A 22242-nucleotide genomic window follows, 5' to 3' on the forward strand; every position below is an offset into this window, starting at 1 on the left:
AAGAGGTTGTGTGACCCTTCCGAACGACCGCAATGTTGGCGATAGCCGCCGAGCAACTACGCGCGTCCAAAGCTGTCAACCAGAGCGCCCCGCCGATATCCCTAGAGTTGACCGTCGCATCGGCTTTCCCCGCCGCAACGATCCCGCAGAGTTCGAGGCCGATCCGCTCACCCCGCGCGACCGGTGCCTGCGCGCCAACTCCCGCTCCCGATGCGGCAAAGACAAGTGTTGAGACGACATGGCTCAAACGCATCGCGCCTTCCTCAGGTGTAGCGGGTGATGATGTTTTCGAGATATTCCTGACGGCCCGACTTCGGTTTCGGACTGACGCCATCGGCGACAGCCGCATCGGAGAGTGCCTCGAGGCTGGTCGAGCCATCGAGGATCGCCTTGCCGACACCCGATTTCCAGCCTGCATAGCGGTCCGCGACAAAGCCCGAGAGTTCGCCGGCTTCGATCAGAGCTGCCGCGTTGAGCAACCCGCGTGCGAGGACGTCCACCGCGCCGACATGGCCGTAGAACAGATCGACCGGGTCGATGCTCTGGCGACGCACCTTCGAATCGAAATTGTTGCCGCCGGTGCCGAGACCGCCGCCCTGCAGGATGTAGTAGAGCGCCGTCGTGATTTCGCGGACATCATTGGGAAACTGGTCGGTGTCCCAGCCGTTCTGCGGATCGCCACGGTTCATGTCGATCGACCCCATAATGCCGAGGCCGACCGCGCTCGCGATCTCGTGTTCGAAGCTGTGGCCCGACAGGGTCGCGTGGTTTGCCTCGATGTTGACCTTGACCTCTTTCTCGAGGCCGTGGTGCAGCAGGAAGCCATAGATGGTGTCGACGTCGAAGTCGTACTGGTGCTTGGTCGGCTCATGCGGCTTGGGTTCGATCAGGATCGTGCCCTTGAAGCCGATCTTGTGCTTGTGTTCGACGACCATCTTGAGGAAGCGGCCGAGCTGCTCCTTTTCATGGCGGATGTCGGTGTTGAGAATGGTGTCATAGCCCTCGCGACCGCCCCACAGCACATAGTTTTCGCCGCCCAGACGGTTCGTCGCGTCGAGGCAATGGCGCACCTGCGTCGCGGCAAAGCGTACGACTTCGGGATCGGGGTTGGTCGCGCCGCCCGCCATGTAGCGTGGGTGACTGAACAGGTTCGCGGTGCCCCAAAGCAGCTTGATGCCGGTCTCGGCCATCTTCTTTTCGAGATTGTCGACGGTGACGGCAAAATTGGCGACGTGCTCCTGAATTGTGTGGGCCTGTGCCATCGCATCGACGTCGTGGAAGCAGAAATAGGGCAGGCCGAGGCGGGTGAAGAACTCGAAGGCTTCGTCCATCTTGTGGTCGGCCGCCGCCTGGTCGAGCGCGCCGCCGTGCCACGGGCGGTTGAACGTGCCCGCGCCGAACACGTCGAAGCCGTCCCAGCAGAATGTATGCCAATAGCATACCGCCATGCGGAGGTGCTCTTCCATGGTCTTGCCCATGACGACACGCGACTTGTCGTAATAACGATAGGCGAGCTGGCTGGTCGCTTCGGGTCCCTCGTATTGGATCGGCGCGATATCGGCGAAATAACTGGCGGGCATTATGCTGTCTCCGTGAAGCTGGATTTGAGTGTCGAATAAAGGTGGCGGAAGGCGGGTCGCCGCGCCGCAAAGCGGTCCGTCAGACGTTCGTCGGGTTCGACGATGTCGATGATCGGCGGCGGGGTGCAGACGTCTTCGATCGCGTCGGTACCCAGACCGAGGCGGGCGAGGCGCGCTGCGCCGAACGCGGGGCCGACTTCGCCGCCGTCACGATAGATAAGCGGGCGGCCCAGCGCCGACGCGAGGATCTTGCCCCAATAGGCGGAGCGTGCGCCGCCGCCGATGACCGTGATCGTGTCGAGCGTGGCACCGCTGTCGAGCAGCGCGTCGAGGCCGTCGCGAAAGGCAAAGGCGACGCCCTCGAGCACAGCCTGGCCGAGCGCCGCAGCGTCCGTTTCATGCGTCAGGCCGAACATAACGCCCTTGGCATCGGGGTCGTTGTGCGGGGTGCGCTCGCCCGACAAATAGGGCAGGAACATCTCGGTCGTCGTCGGCATGCCGCGCGCCTCGACCAGCGCGAACAGGCTGCCGGCATTCTCGACACCGCACAGCCGCGCGGCCCAGTCGACGCAGCTTGCCGCGCTCAGGATGACCGACATCTGGTGCCAGCGATTGGGCAGCGCGTGGCAGAAACTGTGGACACCGCCCGCCGGATTGGGGCGGTAGCCGTCGTTGGCGAGAAACAGCACGCCCGAAGTGCCGAGCGACAAAAACGCATCGCCGGGGCGCACGACGCCGACTCCGATCGCGCCTGCCGCATTGTCGCCGCCGCCCGCTACCACCGGCACGCGGGTCATGCCCCAGGCTTCGGCAAGCTCGGCGCGGAGCTGGCCGGTGACGGCAGTACCCTCGAACAGGGTCGGCATATGCGACCGGTCGAGCCCGGTTGCAGTAAGCATCGTATCCGACCAGTCGCGCGCCGCGACGTCGAGCCACAAGGTGCCAGCGCTGTCCGACATGTCCGACGCAGTGTCGCCGGTCATCCGCAGACGGACATAGTCCTTGGGCAGCAGCACCGTTTTGGTGGCCGCAAAAACTTCGGGCTCGTGCGTGCGCACCCATTGGAGTTTGGGTGCGGTGAAGCCGGGCATCGCGCGGTTGCCGGTAATCTGGCCCAGATCAGCGACGCTGGCTTCGAGATCCGCGCATTCGGCGCCACTGCGTCCGTCGTTCCAGAGGATCGCCGGGCGCAGCGCCTGCATGTTTTTGTCGAGCAGTGTGGCGCCATGCATCTGCCCGGCAAGGCCGACGCTTTTCACCTGCGCCCGCAAATTGGGGTCGAGGCTGGCGACAGCGCGATTGGTCGCGGCCCACCAGTCAGCAGGGTGCTGTTCGGACCACAAGGGATGAAGGCGAGAAATTGCGAGAGTCGCACTCGCCTGATCGACAACCGCGTCATCGTCATCGACAAGCACCGCTTTAACGCACGACGTTCCGACATCGATACCCAGATACATGATTCCACTACGCCTTCTGTTGGGATCTGGGTCGAGGTTGTGCGGCCGCTGACCATGCCATCACGAGACCTGCTACCTTCGCGGCAACCGCGTCCGCGTCGTCACCCGGTCGATAAACGGCGCCCCCAACGCCCAGCCCTTCGGCCCCAGCCGACAGCCAAGCCGCGAGGTCCGTGGAATCCGTACCGCCTACAGCCCAGAGTCCGATCCGGCGGTCGATAACCTCACGCAGCGCTTTGAGATAGGCGGGCGACATCGCGGACGCCGGGAACAGTTTGAGGTGTCGCGCACCCGCGCCGATGGCGGCGAAGGCCTCGCTGGCCGTCAAGAAACCCGGCATGACCTCCAGCCCGGCCGAAATACCATGAGCAATGACCTCCGGGTTGGTGTTCGGGGTCACCATCAACTTCGCACCGGTTGTGACGAGGCGATCTACCGAGGCCAGGTCGATCACGGTTCCCGCCCCGATTAGCGCCCGGTCCCCGAAGGCGGCCTGCATCGCGGCGATGCTGGCGAACGGATCGGGCGAGTTGAGAGGTACCTCAATCAGCCGGATGCCCGCGGTTACCAAAGCATCGGTAATTGATATGGCCTCAGCGGGTTTCAGGCCGCGCAAGATTGCCACGATCGGTGGCGCACCGCTTGCCAGTACCTCGTCAATGGTGCGCATCGAGCAACTCCAGTCCGAGCCTTGCACATGCGTCGCCGTCCATGGCCCGTGCCGCGACGCCGAAACGACGAAGGGCTTGCTTGTAGCGCGCGGTCAGATCGGCGGCACCGATCAGGATTACAGCGTTCGGCAGACCATCGGCGTCACGCAGGTCGGCGATTTCGTTGCCGATCACAAGCCCCGACAGAAACCCGAGCGCCCAACTCGCTGACCGGCCGCCGCGCAGTTGCAGCGCGCGCGCTTCGAACAAGGAACCGACAAGACCCGCGCCGCTCGCCGCCCGGTCGATGCCGTCGGCAAAACCTAGTGGCTCGTCGGCAGGCGTTTCGGGACTGCCCAAATTCAGGAGCGTCGAGGAACCGCGAAGCAGGGCGAATAATTCGCCTGACAGGCATGTCCGGAAATCGACAATCTTCCCTTGTTCAATCCGCACCCATTTGCTGTGCGTGCCCGGTAGCACGAAGCGAATGTTGCAGTCGCGCATGCCGGGATCGATCGCCAGCGCCCCGAAAATCTGCGTCTCTTCGCCGCGCATGACATCAGGACCGCTTTCGCCACTGGTGCAGGCCATACCTGGCGCGATACGCAGCGCGGCGCCGTCGAACTCGAACGCATGGATCGCCCTTGCCCAGTCATCCGCCCCTGCTGGACAGTCGATGTAGGGAGTTTCGTGCAACCCGTTCCGCGCGCCCGCCATGCCGCATAGCGTAATGGCGACTGGGGAGCCATTCACCACCCATGGGGCAAGGGCCTCGCGCAGCGCTTCGGCGGGCGTGCCCGGCAGCGCGCCGATGCCCGGGCCATCACGTCGTTCGGTGACGCGAGCTTCCTGCACACGGTAGAGGCGAAGATGGCTGGTCCCCCAGTCCCCGATCGCCCGCCACGTCATGGCGAAAGCCTTGCTGTCGGGAGCGCATTGCCCGCCACCGGGGCTTCAAAGGCGAATAGTCCGCCGGCCAGTGGCTGCGCCGCCGATGCTGCCGCATCCAGGCCGACACGCGCCGTCGTAACATAGGCAGTTTTATAGTCCGCGCCGCCAAAGGCGATCTTGGTTACGCGTGCGCACGGCAGCGCGACCGTCGTGAGCAACGTGCCGGTCGGCGCATAGCGGCGCACGCCCCAGCCGTCCCAGAGCGCGACCCACAGACAATCTTCGCTGTCGAGCACCACGCCATCGGGATGGCCGTCGGCCTCGGTCAGCTGCAGGAAGACCTCCCCGCTTGCAATGCTCGGCCCGTCCCCGATGGTATAGCGCCAGATCGTGCGGTTGCCCGAATCGACATGATAGAGCGTGCGGCCGTCACGGGTAATCGCAGGGCCGTTGGTCACGACAGCCTCGCCACCGAGCCGATGCAACCGGCCGCGATCGAGGCACCAGAGCGCGCCAGTCGGCTGGCGCTCCTCGTCGTCCATTGTGCCGAACCACAACCGGCCCTTCTCGTCGACGGTCGCGTCGTTGGTTCGGTTATGCGCTGGCATGGGGATTTCGGCGACTATGGTACGAGACGTGCCGTTACGCTCGACAGACAGGATGCGGTTGCCGGATCCAATCAACAGCGATCCGTCGCTGGCCGGAACAACGAAACTTGGCTGTCCGCCCAATTCGATCGTTTGCTGGCTTCCCGACACCGGCTCATGGTGATGGAGGCGACCGCCTTTTATATCGACGAATTTCAGTGCAGCCTGTTCGGCGTGCCAGGCCGGGCCTTCGCCAAGCAGTGCGCCAAGCGGCCAGACGAGACGCAACTCGATGCTCATGCGCGTCCAGTCGCCACAGCACTAATGACCACCACTTAAGCCTTCTTCGATCGCGTGCGTCGGAGCATGGCGCGCCGCGCGTGCGAACCACAGAACGTAGATGTAGCAGGCAAGCGGCACGACGAACGCCAGCGACCGGGCACCGACCGGCACGCTGTCGGCGAACATGTCAATCACTGCCCCGTACAGGATAGAGATGAAGCCGCCGCCACAGATTGCCATGCACATAAGGCCCGATGTCGCCGAGGCAGGTGCGCTCGACCGCTCGAGCGTCAACGTGAAGATCGTGGGAAACATGATCGAGTTGAACAGGCCGAGAAAAATCGCCGCGAGCGCGGGAACGAAGCCCATCGTCAGCGGAGAGACATGCCCGCCCGGCAGCGTCACACTCCCGCCCAGTGGCGTCGCCGCTGTGGCATAGGTTGCCATCACGATGATGCACAGGATCGAAGCGCCTGCAGCAACTATCGCCAGCATGGCGGTGGCAGGAATGCGGCGAAGCAGCACGCTGCCCCCAAAACGCCCAACCATAGCGAGCAACATGAAAACAGGCGCGACATAGCCGGCGATCTGTGAGGGAATATCGAGGATTTGAGGCTGTTCGAGGAAGAAAATCATGCCCGAAATGACGCAGACCTCCGCCCCGACATAAAGGAAGATCGCAACCGCGCCGAGATTGGCCCAGCGCGACTTTAGCGCGGACAAGGGCGATTCGACCTTATCGGGAATGGCCGGAGCGTGGTCCGCTATCGTCTTGCGGACCAGAAATACCGCGCCGATGAATACCGCAAGCGCGACGGCGATGAGGAAATAGACTTCGGTTACGAACGACAGGCCCTCGGTCTTCAGCGCATCGGTCAGCACGACGTCCTTTTCGAACAAGTCGCCTTTGAGCAGATAGGTCGCGCCGAAAATCCCGCCGACATAGGCACCCAGCGAGTTGAACGCCTGGCTGAGATTGAGACGGAAGTGCGAACTCTTCTGGTCGCCCATCGAGGCAATCAAAGGGTTGGCCGCGACCTGCAACAGCGTGATCCCGGATGCGGCAACGAACAGGCCGATCAGGACGGTGACGAAACTGTGCGAAAAGCTGGTCGACCAGGCGATCAGGCACCCCGCGACCACGCCGATCAGGCCGAGGACGATCGAATTGGCGTAGCCCCGCCGCGACAGATACCAGGCCGCGGGAATCGACATCACACCATAGGCGATGAAGAACGCGAACTGATTCAGCTGCGTCTCGAAATCGGTGAGCGTGTAGATGACCTTCATGCTCTTCACGAGCGGGTCGATTAGGTTCGTGACGAACGCCCAGATGAAGAACAACGCGGTCACGAAAACGAGCGCGGTCGCCAGTTTCGATGACCCTTTCCCTCCGAAATCCCCCGCCGCGCTTGCCATTCCGATCTTTCCTCACCCGAAACTTATTGTATTTGTATGAGTATAACGCCAAGGATTGGTGGTCAAGGAGGAGGGGAGCAGAAGATGGCAGGTTCGCAAAAATCCCGGTCGATGGTATTGGCGCTTTGCCTTGCGCTCGCCCACACAGGGTCTTTGCTGGCGGCAACCTCGGCGCGAGCCTCGGCTGGCAAGCTTAAGGCCGGTACCGCCATTGAGGTGAACACGCTCAGCAACGCCAAAGGACTTCCGGCGCGCACTCTGAAATACGGGGCGACGCTGCAATCTCTGGTCGCGCCCGACCGGCAGGGGCGGAAAGCCGATGTCGTTTTGGGCCAGGAAACACCCGCCGATTACGAGTCCAAGCACACCTATTTCGGCGTCACCGTCGGCTGTGCCGCCAACCGGATCGCTAATGCCCGATTTATCGGGCACGGCTACGACCATAATTTCGTGCTCGACAAAGGGCAGGCCGCCACGCCGATGCTCGCCGCACGACTCGAAGACCCGGCCTCTGGCCGGGTTCTCGAAGTGCTGACAACCGAGCCGGGCGTGCAGCTTTACGCGCGCAACTTTATCGATGGTACAGCGGTCGGCAAGAGTAGATCCCGGCAAACCCTATCGTCACGCGATGATCTATCGCCTGTCAGTGAGTAAATAATGCCGAAACGCCGCTCCGCTGCCTGGTTCGACAACCCGGCGAATACCGACATGACGGCGCTGTATCTAGAGCGCTATCTGAACTTCGGGCTCAGCCTCGACGAGTTGCGCTCGGGCCGCCCGATCATCGGCATTGCCCAGACGGGGTCTGACCTCAGCCCGTGCAATCGCCACCACCTCGTGCTTGCCGAGCGTGTGCGCGACGGCATCCGCGAACAAGGCGGCATACCCATCGAGTTTCCTGTCCATCCGATCCAGGAAACGGGCAAACGCCCGACGGCCGGGCTCGACCGCAACCTAGCCTATCTCGGCTTGGTCGAGGTGCTTTACGGCTATCCGCTCGACGGGGTGGTCCTGACCATCGGTTGCGACAAGACGACGCCCGCGTGCCTGATGGCCGCCGCAACGGTGAACCTGCCCGCCATTGCCCTGTCGGTCGGGCCGATGCTCAATGGGTGGCATAAGGGCGAACGGACTGGCAGCGGCACTATCGTGTGGAAGGCGCGCGAAATGCTCAGCCGCGGCGAAATCGACGATGCGGGCTTCATCAAGCTGGTGGCGTCGTCGGCACCTTCGACGGGTTATTGCAACACCATGGGCACGGCGACGACGATGAATTCGCTGTGCGAAGTGCTGGGCATGTCGCTCCCTGGCTCGGCTGCCATTCCCGCGCCCTATCGCGACCGGCAGGAAAATGCGTATCGCACGGGCCTGCGCATCGTCGAGATGGTCGAGGAAGACCTGAAACCGTCGGACATCATGACGCGCGACTCATTCCTGAATGCCATCGTCGTCAATTCGGCAATCGGCGGATCGACCAACGCGCCCATTCATCTGGCGGCGATCGCGCGGCACACGGGTGTCGAGTTGGCGCTGCGCGACTGGCAGGACCACGGCCATAAAGTACCGTTGCTGGTCAACCTGCAACCGGCCGGCGAATATCTCGGCGAGGATTATTACCGTGCGGGCGGCGTGCCGGCGGTCACGAACCAGCTGATCGAAGCGGGGCTGATCCGCGAAGAGGCGATGACCGCTAACGGACGCACTATCGGCGACAACTGCCGGGGCGTTGCCATCGAAGACGAGAAGGTCATCCGGCCCTTCGCGACGCCGATTCTGGCTGACGCCGGGTTCCTCGTTCTGTCGGGCAATTTGTTCGACAGCGCCGTGATGAAGACCAGCGTGATCTCACCCGAATTCCGCGCACGTTACCTGTCGAACCCCGCCGATCCCGATGCGTTCGAGGGACCGGTCATCGTGTTCGACGGGCCGGAGGATTACCATGCGCGCATCGACGATCCGGCGCTGGCCATCGATGCGACGACGTTGCTCGTCATGCGCGGGGCGGGACCCGTCGGATATCCGGGGGCTGCCGAAGTCGTGAATATGCGCGCGCCCGCCTATCTGCTGCGCGAGGGCGTGGCCGCGCTGCCGTGTCTGGGCGACGGGCGGCAATCGGGCACGTCGGGGAGTCCCTCGATCCTCAACGCCTCACCCGAAGCGGCAGCGGGCGGCGGCTTGGCGCTACTGGTGTCGGGCGACAGGGTACGAATCGACCTGAAGCGCGGCACGGTCGATGTGCTGGTCGACAACGCCGAACTGACGGCGCGCCGAGCGACGCTCGAGGCAAAGGGCGGCTATCCCTATCCGGTATCGCAAACTCCGTGGCAGGCCATCCAGCGCGAGGTTGTCGGCCAGATGGAAACCGGGGCGATCCTCGAAGGCGCCGAAGATTTTCAGCGCATTGCCCAGACCCGCGGCCTTCCGCGCGACAACCACTGATTTCGGAGTATAAGCGTGACAGTCGACGGCTCAATTCTGATCGGTACGCGCGATGTGCGGCGCGACGCCGTATTTCACGCGGTCGAGGCTGCAAGCGGGGCTGAACTTCCGCAGCCTTTTGCCGAGGCGAACGAAACCGACGTGGCCGAGGCTTGCGCGCTGGCCGAAGAAGCCTCTGGTGCGTTCGGGGCACTCGCACCCGATACCCGCGCTGCCTTCATCGAGACCGTGGCTATCGCGATCGAAGCGATCGGCGATGTCCTGATCGAAACGGCGATGATGGAAACGGGCCTGCCTCGTGCGCGGCTCGAGGGCGAGCGTGGCCGCACGACCGGCCAGTTGCGGATGTTTGCTGCCGAGGTGCGCGAAGGCGGATGGCTGGACGCAGTGATCGATACTGCGCTGCCCGACCGCACGCCGCCACGCGCCGACTTGCGCCGGATGAACCTGCCGCTGGGGCCGGTCGCGGTATTCGGCGCGTCGAACTTCCCGCTCGCCTTTTCAGTCGCGGGCGGCGACACGGCGGCCGCGTTTGCGGCGGGCTGCCCGGTGGTCGTCAAAGGGCATCCGGCCCATCCCGGCACAGGCGAACTCGTCTCGCGAGCGATCCGGTCGGCTGTCCAGTCGTGCGGCCTGCCTGAGGGCGTATTCTCCTATTTGCCCGGCAGCAGCAATGCGCTCGGCGGCGCCCTTGTCGCCGATCCGCGCATCAAGGCTGTCGGCTTCACGGGCTCCCGCGGCGGCGGCCTCGCCCTGGTCGAAATTGCGCGCCGACGGCCCGAACCCATCCCCGTCTATGCGGAAATGAGCAGCATCAATCCCGTGGTCCTGATGCCCGCCGCGCTTGCCGCGCGCGCCGAAGCGCTGGGCACGGCGTTTGTAGGATCGCTGACCATGGGTGCCGGTCAGTTCTGCACCAATCCGGGCTTGGTGATCGCGCTCGACGGCCCTGCCCTGGACCGCTTTATCGCGACGGCCTCGGCGGCACTTGCTGCGGCACCGCCCCCGGTGATGCTGACCCCCGGCATACATGCTGCGTTTACGGCAGGCGTGGCTGCGCTAGACAGTAACGCGGCGGCAAAGCGGGTGGGTGCCGGTGCATTGTTCGAAACGACGGCAGCGCAATTCATTGCGGATCGCTCGCTCGGCCATGAAGTGTTCGGCGTGTCGTCGCTGGTCGTTCGATGCACCGATCTGGACGAGGTGGCTCAAGTGATTGCCGATCTCGAAGGCCAGCTGACGGCGACGCTGCAGCTCGACGCCGAGGATGTCGCGGACGCCGCGCCGATCCTTGCGCTGCTGCAAGCCAAGGTGGGTCGCGTGCTGGCGAACGGCTGGCCGACCGGCGTCGAGGTTACCCACGCCATGGTCCACGGTGGCCCCTATCCGGCAACGTCCGACGGTCGCACGACGTCGGTCGGCACGCTGGCGATGATCCGGTTCCTGCGCCCGGTCTGTTTTCAGGACATGCCAGATGTACTGTTGCCGCCCGCGCTGCAGGCGGCGAACCCTTTACGCCTCCCGCGCCGGGTCAATGGCGTACGGGAAGCGGCATGATGCGGTCGCTGTTACAGTTTGAGCAAGGCGGCACGCGGGGCGTTGCCGCGCTCGATGAAGCTGGCAAGGCGTGGCGGCTCGAAGGTGTGTCTTCGACGCGCGAGCTGGCGCTGCAAGCGTTGTCGTCGGGCGTCGGGCTGCGTGAGCTCGCGCAGCAGCGCGCCAATGACGCGATCGATCTGACCACTGTCACGCTTTTGTGTCCCATCGACCATGCCGACCCGGCGCACCTGCTCGTGTCGGGGACCGGCCTCACGCATCTTGGCTCCGCCGAGGGCCGCGACAAGATGCACCGCGCGGCGGCGGCGGGCGAGACACTGACAGATTCGATGCGGATGTTCCTGATGGGGATGGAGGGCGGCAAGCCCGATTCCGGTGCGATCGGTGTCCAGCCTGAGTGGTTCTACAAGGGCGACGGCGATATCCTCGTCGCGCCGGGTGCGCCGCTCACTGCCCCCGGCTTTGCCGAAGACGGGAGCGAGGAGCCCGAGATTGCGGGGGTCTATCTGATCGACCCGGATGGTCGCCCGGTCCGGCTCGGCTTCGTCCTCGGCAATGAGTTCTCGGACCATGTCGTCGAACGGACCAATTATCTGTGGCTTGCGCACTCGAAGCTGCGGCAGGCAGCGCTCGGTCCAGAACTGCTGCTCGGCGATCTGCCCGACAGCGTGCGCGGCACCAGCCGGATCCTGCGCGACGGCAAGGTACTGTGGGAAAAGGCATTCCTGTCGGGCGAGGCCAATATGTCGCACAGCATCGCCAACCTCGAACATCATCATTTCAAATGCGCGCATTTCTGCCGCCCGGGCGATGTGCATGTCCATTTCTTCGGCACGGCCACCCTTTCGTTCAGCGACGGCGTGACCACGCAGGACGGCGACATTTTCGAGATCGAGGCGGACGCCTTCCGGCTGCCGGTGCGTAACCTCCTGGTGCGCGAAGCCGCCTGCGCGCCGGTAGAAGTTCGCGCGTTATGACGAACATTCGCCTCGGACTGGTCGGGCTGGGCAAGATTGCTCGCGACCAGCATCTCCCCGCCATTGCCGCCACCGAAGGCATCGATCTGGTCGCCGTCGCCAGTCGCAACGCGACCGCAGAGGACGTGAACAACTACCCTGATCTCGCCGCGATGCTCGGCGGCGAACCCGACCTCGACGCGGTGGTGCTGTGTCAGCCGCCGCAAGCGCGTTACGATGCGGCGCGGACAGCGCTTGCCGCAGGCAAGCATGTCTTCCTCGAAAAGCCCCCTGGTGCGACGGTGTCGGAGGCGCAGGCACTGGTCGCGCTAGCTTCCCAACGTGGTAAGACACTCTTTGCCAGCTGGCATTCGCGTTATGCCGCCGCCGTACCCACCGCCAAGGCATGGGTCGCGGCCCACGCCCTCGAACGAGTCACAATCGACTGGAAAGAGGACGTTCGCCACTGGCATCCGGGACAGGACTGGATCTGGGAACCCGGCGGGTTCGGCGTGTTCGACCCCGGCATCAACGCACTGTCGATCCTGACCGAAATCATCGGCGTGCCGGTGCGCCTGATCGATGCCGAGCTCGAAACGCCAAGCAACCGGCAAGCGCCCATTGCCGCGCGGTTGAGCATGGAAACGGCCGGTGGCGTACCGATTGCGGCCGAGTTCGACTTTCGCCAGACCGGCCCGCAGACGTGGGATATCGCCATCGACAGAGCCGCCGGAACCCTTGTGCTCTCGAATGGCGGCAATGAGGCGACGATCGACGGCGTCGCTCAAGACATCGGTCGGGAGGCCGAATATCCCGGCCTCTATCGCCGATTCGTCGACCTTATCCGAACCTGCGAGAGCGATGTCGATCTTGCACCGCTGCAGATTGTGGCCGACGCGTTTCTTCGGGGCCGGTCGATGGCCACCGACCCGTTTCTCGACTAGACGTACTGATCAGGGGTTCAGGATTGGGCAAGGCTGAGCGTATTCATCAGGCGATCGCCCGCTCGCTTGGCACTGCCATCCTGAGCGGACGATACCGGCCGGGCGACAGTTTCGAAGGAGAGATCGAGCAATCGCTTGCGCTCGGCGTCTCGCGCACCCCTTATCGCGAAGCCATCCGCATCCTCGTCGCCAAGGGATTGCTCGAAAGCCGCCCGCGAGCGGGAACGCATGTGACACCCCGCGCCCGCTGGAACCTGCTTGATCCCGATGTGCTTGCCTGGACGTTTTCAGGCGAGCCGGATGTAAACTTCGTCCGCGGCCTTTTCGAGCTGCGCGGGATCATCGAGCCTGCCGCAGCCTCGCTCGCTGCGCGACGCCGTACGGAGGAACAGGTCGAGGCCATGCGGCAATCGCTGGCAGCAATGGAACGCTACGGCCTGTCAACGGAAGACGGGCGAACCGCCGACCAACAATTTCACCGCTCCATCCTCGAGGCGACTCACAATCCGGCGCTGGCATCGCTTGCAAGTTCGGTTGGCGCCGCCGTCGACTGGACGACGCGCTACAAGCAGCGGCATCAGCTGTTGCCGCGCGATCCCTTGCCCGAGCATCTGGCCGTTTTCGCGGCCATCGAGGCATCCGACGCCGATCGGGCGCACGGCGAGATGGACGAGTTGTTGCGCCTGGCGTTCGAAGACACTGTAGCTACCTTGCCCTGAAGGTCTCAGGTCTGGTCGCGTCCTGCTATTAATCAAAGTATTAGGGGCCGGCGGCTTCGCGACCCCTTACGCTCGACTGCCTGTCGGCAATAGGCCGGCACTGCCCGTCAACAGGCGAGACGTCGTGCCGACGCAGCTGTTCGCGTCTGCCAACACCGCATAGCGTTCGCAAAAGTCTGGAACGATAATCAAGCCCGGTTCCGGCCGTTCAGCAAATCTTCAATTCGGTCATGAACGGACGAGCGCTTTCGGGAATGGGGATCGGGCCGCTTAACGACCGAGATTGGACACCAAGCGGACCTGGTATCATAATTTGAACGGACGGCGGCCGCCCAAGCGTGGCGTCAAAAGCCGGACTGTCGGCAAGGTCCAACTTCTAGCCCATTTCGTCTGCTAAGCTCAGGGTTCAACAGCTTCCAATCGCACCGCAACCCTCCGCGCTCGCTCAATTCCCATCGCCCCCGCCTGGAAACAAAGCAATGTTCAGAATCTCATCGATGTTTTCAGCGAAATTAGGGGTTCGAGAAACGACAGTCCCGATCATCTCCAGCAGTTCACGGCGGCGTAAACTTGCATCGGAGACCGAGCCATCAGCGGCATGAGCTTCGTCGATGACGAGGGTCTGCAGTTCTCCGGTGAGTCGATCGAACGTGTCGATTACGAAGTCTGGCCGGATGAATTCGTTCGCAATCGGGGCATCGAAGAGCGGGAACACGACCCGAACGTTAAGGCCGCGCAGATGCAGACGCCAGCGGGCGGCGTCGAGTGCTTTGATCAGAATGCGATCGTCATCTGATTTTACCGGCAGAAACCGCATGCCGCTATGGATTGGCTGGGCATACGCACCGATGGCATTGTACCGTTGGTCATCTGGATGTTTGCCGACGACGACAAGCGTGAGGAACGGGCCATGTATTGCGCGGGCGCGCGTTGACGGGCTTAGCACACGACTTGTCGTCGTCATCGTCCGACCGTCGGCCAAATGGAGTGTATTCCCCCGTACCGACTGAGTATAAAGGATCAGAAAGGCTTGGGGCGCGTGACCGCCAGGCCAGTGACGCTCGAGAAATTTCAGATGGCCGAAGACATGCCCTTTGAGAAAAGCATCGGCATGCGTGTACAGAACGTCAGAGAGCGCGATACCGGGCGCCACGAAAATCCGCTTTGACGCAGCGCGAATGGCTGCAAACTCGCCCGTGATCGACCGCGACTTCTGTTCCGTCGATGCAATCGGCAAAATGACATTGCGCTTTGCGGCATCGAGCAATTCCCAGATCAGACGAGCGAGACGGGGAACGCTGGCGCCCCGCGTGCGATCGTCAGGCGCGGTCGAGTTCGGGGCTTGTGCCAGATGCTCGGGGATCGGCTTCAAGACTTCGAAATAGCCGTCGGTGGGGCTGCGATGCGTCGCGGATGTAAGACGCTCGCGGATGCGGGGCGGTGCTTGCTCCCTGAAATACGGACAGTCGGTGCGATGGCGAGCCCTCCCGCGCCCCGTCAATCTTCGAAGATAATAGGTATCGGCAATCGCAAGGAACGCCGGCGACATCAACGGGGGCTTTTCGCCTTGGCCCTGGCAGCTGCAGGCTATCCACTTGCGACTTCGGCGGGCTTGCTGCACGAGAATGATCGACGCCTCCTCGTCGGCATCGGTTCCGCTGCCGTCGTACCAGAGTCGAAGCGTTTGGCTGAGCGCGCCTGGAATCTCGATCCGCGTTTGTTCCAAGCCATCGCCGTGGCGATCAATCAGCCACATGCGCTTGGCCCTACCGCCGCATCGATGCCGATTTCGGCGTCGACCATTATTCGAGCGCGCGAAGTTAGAGGGTATCCGGCGCTGTTGCTGTATATTGGTGCACATCGACTAGTTTTGCCGATCTGTGTCCGATCACCGTGATTTGCTGGCCGAGAAAGTCGCGCGCGCTGCGGTCGATTTTCAGCGCCCATCGGACCCCATTGGCGTCTTCGAGAAAGAAGCCGTGCCGACCCGCCTTCAATCGCCCAGTGAGTTCGGTTTCGCCGGTTGCAGGCATGGGTGCTCCGAGGACTCGACCCCGACTTGGGCCTCGCGCCCACCTTAGAGCAGCGGAAAGACTTGTAACGCCTCAAAAATTTGTGGCCCGGGCTGGCGCAAACACCAACTGCGCGTGGCGAAACAAAATCGACTGCGGCGAGCCAGGTGCAACCGTCATCGGCGCGCCCGTCCAATTCCCAATAATCGTGCGGACATAATCCTGTGTCTCGGCAATCGCGGGCACCCGCCAGCGTCGCTCGACGCGCTCTGGCCCCGCATTATAGGCCGCAAGCGCTAGATCGTAGCGACCGAACCGGTCGACATGCTGCTTGAGGTAACGTGCCCCGCCGCGCAGGTTTTCTAAGAGGGTATAGCGATCGACGCCAAGTTGCAGCGCCGTCCCCGGCATTAACTGGGCAAGGCCAAACGCTCCCTTTGGGGAAGTTACAGCGGATTGGTAGCGGCTCTCCTTCATAATCAGTGCGTCGAAGAGCCCGACAGGCAGCCCAGCCTCGCACGCGGCGCGATGGACGAGTGGGAACAATATGCGCCGGCGTTCTTCAGCGGCGCGGCCGAATGCGAGGCTGGGCCGATACATAGGCATGACACAATCGCCGACCCCGCCAGCGGACGCGGCGGTCAGCGTGCGATCAAATGGCAGAGAATAAAGCGTGAATGGGTTTCGAAGGGCAGCTGCGCCGCTAACTGCGAACGACGTTGGCATCGATAATCGAGCAGTTTCGTTCGCATCATCAAGCGCAGCGCCGGTGAACTCGCTGGCCATTGCGCGCGCAACGTCGCTGAGTTTAGGGCTCAACATCGCTTCGGTGTTTTCCGTCGGAACAGCGCCTACCGCTGGTCGCAAGAAATCGATCAATACGACAGTGCGATGTGCGCGCGCGTCGACCGCGGACGCTTGCGTCGTCAGAACTAGGGCTGCCAAAATTCCTGCCGGAAGTCTGAACCAGTTTAGTCGGCTGAATTGCTGCTCCGCTCCATTTCTGTTAGAAGAAAGATGGAGATTTGAAATGAGCCTCAACCCCATGCAGGACCCTGGCAACCCAGGCAATCCGAACAGCTTGGCTTGGAAGCGGTACCATGCTGTTACTAAGCGTTCACCAACAAGCCGGAGCGATCTCATCTGGTCAGGCGTTATTGTTGGCATTTTCGGGGTGATCATCGCGATAAACCTTTTGATTCAGTGACGTTCATCTGAGGCCCGTTGGTTTCGGATCGTATTCGATGTGCAAATGATTGCGGCTCGGATCGCGGAACGTCTCGAACTTCACGTCGTAATCCCGACCCAGCGCGTTGCGGACGCGGTCCTGAAGTGCGCGACCCTGCGTAATCGTCAGATTGTTACCGCGAAAATCGAGGGCGTCGCCGTCAGGGTGAAGCGAACCATCCATATGGTGCCCATCGGTGCCTGAAGTGATCGTGGGAGCGGTCAGCCCCAGCGCGCGGCTTTCCGTCGCGACCGAAGCAATCGGCATCTGCATATGCTTGTCGAGGCTCGTAACAGTCACACCGGGCTTCACCCCTACGCCGTTTGCGCGAATATAGTTGGTGGCATCGAAGTGGGTGGCGTTCATCCGGTCGAGTATGGGAGCGACGAATGGCATAGTGCGCCCGAGCGGCAAATCCTGCGCCGCGCCGACATCCCCCGACAGCGCATCGCCTTGCCGGTGGATGTAACCGTTGCTTAAATTCGTGTCGCGCTGACGACCATCCATGCGATCGTTGGCACCGCTGATCCGATCACCCACCAATGCGCTTAAACTCGTATCGCGCGAATCCCGAAGGACAATGACGTCGGGGCCAGATCCGTTGACGTCGCCGACTTGTCGGTGGCCCCACGCCTGCACATCGGCAGCATTGGCAACCGAAGGGGCAGCGATACCGCTTGAGGCAAGGGGATCGATCGGGCCAAGCTCTCGGCGCATGTCATCGACGAACGAGCGCCGGAAGCGGTTTTCGAGGACATCGCGGGCATCGCGCTGTGGACCGATCGGCCGACCGCCGTCGAGATCGACATCTCGCATCCAGGTCGCATAGCCGGAATCGCGCAAGCTGGGGTTCCGCGCCATTTCGCTTGCGACAAAGCTCTGCCAGTTCTGGCTGTAATCGCGGCTTGTCTGAAAGCCGCCGGATTCGATGTCGCTGATCTGGCGGTCATAGCGCTTCCCGACCTCTTCGAGACGACCGGCTTCGCGGGTGAAGGTCTCGGCCTGGGTGACGCTCGCATCACGACGGCGGGTTAGCCCTTCTAGCTCTGAGTTGCCGCTCGTCGATGCGGCGCGGAAGAAGCTCTCGCGCGAGCGTATCGCGTTGTCGCTCGTGCTTTCCGAATTGAGGAAATCCAAACCTTTTGAGATGCGCTCGTTGACGCTGGCGCCTGACAATCTGTTACGCGATTCTTGGCTCAAGACGCTGGCATTTATGCCAGCAGTGATGCCGGGGATCGGCACGCCAACGCCCAAATCGGCAGAGCCCTGGAGATAAGAATACCGAGCGAGTTCGTCGGCGGACCGGCGATCAAACCCATAGTCATTGACGAGGCGATCGGACCAGCTGCGCGTAAGATTCTGCGACTCGGTGATCGAATCCTGCAGCTGCCTTCCCGTCGTCGTCTCGCTGCCCCGCGAAGCTTGGACGGTCTTGAAAATTTGACTGCCAAGCGTGTTCGCCGCCGACCAGGCCTCGCTGGCATGCTCACGAGCCTGCGTCGACTGGTTCTGGAATTGGCCGACCGTCTCGCGCAGTTCGCCCAAATTGCCTTTGGTGAAACTCGGCTTCCATTCGAAACTCGAAATCGCCGGCTGCTGGTTGGTGACGACCGAGCCATCGGCATTGAGCGTCGAAATCGTGCCATTGGGCTGCCTGAACGAGAAGGCAGGCGCACCGCTCGCAAAATTGGGCTGCGCGTTCCACTGGTCGCGGCTCTGCGTGTTGACCGTGGCGTTGGCGAGGCTGGCGTTGCCATAGGCATAGTTGCCCGTCGTCGCCTCAAGCGCAGCCGCCTCGGCGGCGTTCTGGCTGGGGGCAAGAAAACTCGTCGCCTGCCCTGCAATAGCCATCGCGCCGCGGGCCATGCCTGCGGCAAGAAACGGCACCGTCGCGATCATGTAACCGGCGAGCGTTGCGGTCTCGTCGTTGATCGCGCCGATCCCGGCAAAACTGCCGAGCGACATCCCACCCGCGGCGATGGCGTTACCCGACGACAGCCCCTTGCTCAGCAGGATCATGTGAAGGACGACGTAAAGCGGTCCCCAGGCTGCCAGATAGAAAAACCCTGTCGCATAGCCTTTCAGCGCTCCGACGCCGGTGCGGGGTATCAGGAAGAGCGGAAACAGCACCGGGAACATCGCGTAAAAGACGACAGTCAATACGATGTTCAGGATCGGCACCCATTTCATCGCACCCTGTGCGATCGCCGAGTAGGTATTGCGCGTCTGCAGGTCGGCTCTCGTGGCGGCAAAGCTGTCGATCGACGAAGCCCCCGTCCCGCCCGACATATCGTCGCGCGCCTGCATGAACGCGTTGATCGCCAGGCTCTGGCGCATGATCGCGAACGCGTTGGCCGCATTGCCGGTGAACGCCTGATAAGTTACCGGAAGGTCCGCAGCGAGCTTGGCCTGTGCGACCGCATTTGCGTAATTGGGATAGAGGTGCTTCGCCCAGGGCAGGTTGAAGCCGGTCAGAAACTGCTGCCACTGAGGTGTCAGCGCAGCATAGGCGTCACGGCATGAGATGACCGCCGTTGCCGTCGTCGCCCCGGGGCCGTTGCCGTTGCGGGTCAGAAACGTCTGGAACCGCGCCGGGCTTCCCGGGCCGATATCCGCCCAGAGATCGGGCGACCGCGCGAGCGAGTCCATCGACTTGAAGCCCATCATGACGTCGTAGAACACGCAGCGCTTCATGTGCTCGTTGATGTTGGCGGCAAATTCGGGATCGTTGATCCGGATTTGCCGGGTCTCTTCCATGAGGCGCGATCCATAGATCATCCCATTCGACGAATATTGCAGCTGCGCGGGCATCACGAACACCGTCTCGGCCTCGCGCGTCAGATAGTCGCCGACCTGGCTCGTGAAGCTCGCGATTAGCCCGAGCCCCAGTGGCACATTGGCAACAACCGACGGCGCGAGACCTGCATTGACACGGTCGGTGACCTTGACCGTCACCGTCGGCACCATCAGGCACAGATAGATCAGCGTCGATTGGAGGAACCAGTTCATCCACGCCCGCCAGTCGAGATTGAACGCGACGATCAGCAGCGTGTAAATAAGTCCCATCACCAGCACGACGCGGATCAGCGATTTGTATCCGCCGCCACCGGTCCATGCCGCGACCGCGTTCATCACGTTGACGATGTATTCGCCGCCGCCGATCGTGAAGAGTTCGAGCATTGTCCGCCCCTTCCCGCTTTACCCTACTGGCGCCCCATTACTGGAGCCCCTGCGCGTTCAGCCCGCGCGAGAAATTGAGCGCCGCCGACATGCCCGGCGACATGCTGTTCTGGAGCGTCGATTCGAGCTGTACCGTGCGATCGATGACGCGCATCGTGACTTCGACGCGCTGGGCATTGCGGATTTCGCGCTGCGCGAATTTGGCGCGGACCCCCTGGACCTGCGCCGCCCAGGCCGCCGCGCTGTTCTCGTCAGCCTTGACGAGGCTTACCTTGGCCATGTCGAACTTGCCGAGCACATCGTTCATGATCGACTGCAGGAGATCGATCGCGGTCAACTCGGCGAGCGTGTCGACCTCGCCGGTGCCCACAATGCTCGAACGCGACGCCACCTGCACGGCAAGGATCTTGTACAGCGGCAGGCTCGCGACGTTGAGCAACGTCTTTTCGGCATCGGTGATCGCTGTATCGGCCTGGATATGCAGCACCATGTCGAGCAGCATGGCCCGTACCCGCGGTCGGATCGCCTGATTGGTATCGATAAACAGGCGCTGCGTCCCGACGTCGAGGCATTCGGCATCGTTACACTTCAGAATATCGACCTTGACGCCCTGGTACTGGGTACCGTCGAGCAAGGCTTCGACGATCGAATCGTCGCCGGGTCCGAACTTCTGGATGATCGTACCCTTGGTCTTGTCGGGCGAGGGCTTGGTGACCACCGTTCCGATGATCGTCATGACCATTTCCTTGAACTGCTGGTCGTATCCCTGAAATTGCGGGCTCTTGTTCAGAATATCCCAGGTAAAATTGTGCGGTTCGCCGATCAGCTGGTCCTTCATTTCGGGATTGGTGTTGGCCGCGATCGTCTGGTCGCGCTTGTCGCCATTGTTGCAGCCCTGACGGCTCGCAGCCCAGTCGGAGAACAGTCCCTGGCTGTTGCCGACCGCTTCGCAGATCGTCGAGCGCGTCGTCTCCATCTTCGGCCACAACCCGCCGACCAGCCCCTGCGCAGTCTCGCAGCTCGAAATGTTCATCTGGTTGATCTGCTGGAGCTTCTGGCTCATGTCCTTGATGACGCCCGATATCTGCGGACTGATCGCTTCGATCGCGAGCTGGAAGGCAAAGCCGATCGCATTGTTCGCGGTGGCTTTCAGCATCGCGACCAGCTCGGCGGTATTGATGAAGGAAAAGCTGCCCGCGAACAGGTCGATACCGCCGCAGCCGGCGCGCGCGTGCGGCAGCTGTAGGTTGAAGGGCTGGATCGACTTCTGCGGGAAGCGCGTCCAGATATTGCCCCCCGAATAATATCCCGCCGACTGGCCCTGGAACGCAGAGGGCCCGGTGGCATTGGCGCGGCCCCCAGCATCGTCGAAATAGGCCTGCATGTCCTGCCCGACATTGGCATGGGCTGGGGTCAGAATGCTCGCGTTGAAAGCCGCCACAAGGCCAAGCGTTGCCGCTATTCGGGCAAAGATACGCCGCGGGGTGCTGCGTAAATCGGCCATCAGAAATCACTCCCGGGCTTTGTGTTGGTGAGCACGAAAATCCGGTCGATGATTTCGTCGGCGGCCATCAGCCCGGTTCCGATTGGGATCGGTCGCCGGGTCAGCGTGTCGAACAGCACAAGCGCGGGCGTGGCCTTGCCGACAAGTCCCATGCGTTCGCGCTGGCCGCTGTCGACCACATAATTGGGGAAGGTTCGACTGGGGCCGCCGTCCATCGAGACCGCAACCACCGACAGACGGTTGCTGTCGGCGACCGACTTCAGGATCGGCGACTGGATGTCGCAGGCAGCACAGCTCTGCGCATAGAAATAAAACACGCCATAGCGCTGTGCCAGATGCGCCATCGCCGCAGTGCGGGCGGCCGAGCGATTGTCGAGCCACGCGCGCTTTCCAACCGTCGAGACCGGACGCTGCAGCGTGTAATCGACGTCGGGGTTCTGCCAGAGCGCGCGTTGCCAGACATCGGCAAAGGTCGACGACCGGTCGAGCTGCGCGCGCTGGAAGCGCACATAGGCGAGCACATTGGCTTCGGTCGGCTCAAGGATCGCGCGCGCCTTCAGCTCGTCGAGCTGATGCCCGATCGCCTTCAGCTGCGCATCTGCCGTTTGTCGCGGTGCTGCTTGCGGCAACGTTTCTCGCGGTCTGGCCTTCGGCTTGTCGCAATAGAACCAAGTACCGAGTTTGCGACGGCAATAAAGATCGCCCCCCTGCCTTTCGTCCTCATCCCACCCGCGCTCATGCGACACAGGCGGGGCCATCGTGGCAACCTCGGTCGTCAGGGCGATCGATGACGGGTCGGCGGCTTCTTGCGCGGACAAGGGCGCGGATAACGGCATC

At 62.7% G+C, this 22242-nt stretch carries 17 protein-coding genes and 1 pseudogene; 6 read left to right on the plus strand and 12 right to left on the minus strand.

All coding sequences use genetic code 11. The features are described 5' to 3' along the window. Positions 1-263 precede the first annotated feature (263 nt). From xylA to M0209_RS06455, 6 genes are read right to left on the minus strand one after another with little or no spacing between them, the layout of a single operon-like run. Positions 264-1580, minus strand: coding sequence for a xylose isomerase (gene xylA, locus M0209_RS06430; RefSeq protein ID WP_258887464.1), 1317 nt, complete (start codon positions 1578-1580; stop codon positions 264-266). After that, positions 1580-3037 (minus strand): xylulokinase, encoded by a 1458-nt coding sequence (gene xylB / locus M0209_RS06435; RefSeq protein WP_258887465.1) that lies wholly within the window; start codon positions 3035-3037, stop codon positions 1580-1582. The genes xylA and xylB overlap by 1 nt, the downstream gene beginning before the upstream one ends. A 7-nt stretch (positions 3038-3044) precedes the next feature. Further along, positions 3045-3707 (minus strand): 2-dehydro-3-deoxy-6-phosphogalactonate aldolase, encoded by a 663-nt coding sequence (locus M0209_RS06440; RefSeq protein WP_258887466.1) that lies wholly within the window; start codon positions 3705-3707, stop codon positions 3045-3047. Continuing rightward, entirely contained in the window at positions 3694-4596 is a 903-nt protein-coding gene (locus M0209_RS06445) for a 2-dehydro-3-deoxygalactonokinase (RefSeq protein WP_258887467.1), read from the minus strand. Before M0209_RS06445 ends, M0209_RS06440 begins: the two co-directional genes overlap by 14 nt. Beyond that, a complete protein-coding gene (locus M0209_RS06450; protein ID WP_258887468.1) occupies positions 4593-5465 on the minus strand; it encodes an SMP-30/gluconolactonase/LRE family protein in 873 nt (290 codons plus the stop codon). Before M0209_RS06450 ends, M0209_RS06445 begins: the two co-directional genes overlap by 4 nt. Positions 5466-5486: 21 nt before the next feature. Beyond that, positions 5487-6866 (minus strand): sugar MFS transporter, encoded by a 1380-nt coding sequence (locus tag M0209_RS06455; RefSeq protein WP_258887469.1) that lies wholly within the window; start codon positions 6864-6866, stop codon positions 5487-5489. A gap of 84 nt (positions 6867-6950) precedes the next feature. Here M0209_RS06455 and M0209_RS06460 point away from each other — a divergent pair. The 6 genes and pseudogenes from M0209_RS06460 to M0209_RS06485 all read left to right on the plus strand — a co-directional run bounded on the left by M0209_RS06460 (position 6951) and on the right by M0209_RS06485 (position 13481). Then, a pseudogene (locus M0209_RS06460) lies at positions 6951-7524 on the plus strand (hypothetical protein). Next, positions 7524-9305, plus strand: coding sequence for an IlvD/Edd family dehydratase (locus M0209_RS06465; protein WP_258887470.1), 1782 nt, complete (start codon positions 7524-7526; stop codon positions 9303-9305). The pseudogene M0209_RS06460 and the gene M0209_RS06465 overlap by 1 nt, the downstream one beginning before the upstream one ends. A gap of 15 nt (positions 9306-9320) precedes the next feature. Continuing rightward, positions 9321-10862, plus strand: a complete 1542-nt coding sequence (locus M0209_RS06470; RefSeq protein ID WP_258887471.1) for an aldehyde dehydrogenase (NADP(+)) — start codon at positions 9321-9323, stop codon at positions 10860-10862. Next, a complete protein-coding gene (araD1, locus tag M0209_RS06475) occupies positions 10859-11839 on the plus strand; it encodes an AraD1 family protein (RefSeq protein WP_309547052.1) in 981 nt (326 codons plus the stop codon). The genes M0209_RS06470 and araD1 overlap by 4 nt, the downstream gene beginning before the upstream one ends. Further along, positions 11836-12762, plus strand: coding sequence for a Gfo/Idh/MocA family protein (locus M0209_RS06480; RefSeq protein ID WP_258887472.1), 927 nt, complete (start codon positions 11836-11838; stop codon positions 12760-12762). The genes araD1 and M0209_RS06480 overlap by 4 nt, the downstream gene beginning before the upstream one ends. A 23-nt stretch (positions 12763-12785) precedes the next feature. Beyond that, positions 12786-13481, plus strand: coding sequence for a FadR/GntR family transcriptional regulator (locus M0209_RS06485; RefSeq protein ID WP_258887473.1), 696 nt, complete (start codon positions 12786-12788; stop codon positions 13479-13481). A gap of 445 nt (positions 13482-13926) precedes the next feature. Here the strand turns inward: M0209_RS06485 and M0209_RS06490 are convergent, their stop codons facing one another. The 6 genes from M0209_RS06490 to M0209_RS06515 form a co-directional block, all read right to left on the minus strand. After that, positions 13927-15237 (minus strand): hypothetical protein, encoded by a 1311-nt coding sequence (locus tag M0209_RS06490; RefSeq protein WP_258887474.1) that lies wholly within the window; start codon positions 15235-15237, stop codon positions 13927-13929. Between the two features lie 64 nt (positions 15238-15301). Beyond that, positions 15302-15514 (minus strand): DUF5818 domain-containing protein, encoded by a 213-nt coding sequence (locus M0209_RS06495; protein WP_258887475.1) that lies wholly within the window; start codon positions 15512-15514, stop codon positions 15302-15304. Positions 15515-15586: 72 nt separating this feature from the next. Continuing rightward, complete coding sequence (locus M0209_RS06500; RefSeq protein ID WP_258887476.1) at positions 15587-16675, minus strand: lytic transglycosylase domain-containing protein; 1089 nt, start codon at positions 16673-16675, stop codon at positions 15587-15589. A 28-nt stretch (positions 16676-16703) separates the two neighbouring features. Next, positions 16704-19901: a conjugal transfer protein TraG N-terminal domain-containing protein gene (locus M0209_RS06505; RefSeq protein WP_258887477.1), complete on the minus strand. Its 3198-nt coding sequence runs from the start codon at positions 19899-19901 to the stop codon at positions 16704-16706. A gap of 37 nt (positions 19902-19938) precedes the next feature. Then, positions 19939-21405, minus strand: a complete 1467-nt coding sequence (locus tag M0209_RS06510) for a conjugal transfer protein TraH (protein WP_258887478.1) — start codon at positions 21403-21405, stop codon at positions 19939-19941. Continuing rightward, on the minus strand, positions 21405-22163 hold the full coding sequence (locus M0209_RS06515; protein ID WP_258889582.1) for a conjugal transfer protein TraF: 759 nt from the start codon (positions 22161-22163) through the stop codon (positions 21405-21407). The genes M0209_RS06510 and M0209_RS06515 overlap by 1 nt, the downstream gene beginning before the upstream one ends. Positions 22164-22242: the final 79 nt, after the last annotated feature.

Origin of the sequence: Sphingomonas sp. SUN039 (assembly GCF_024758725.1) — a bacterium.
In the GTDB taxonomy this organism is placed as follows: domain Bacteria; phylum Pseudomonadota; class Alphaproteobacteria; order Sphingomonadales; family Sphingomonadaceae; genus Sphingomonas_O.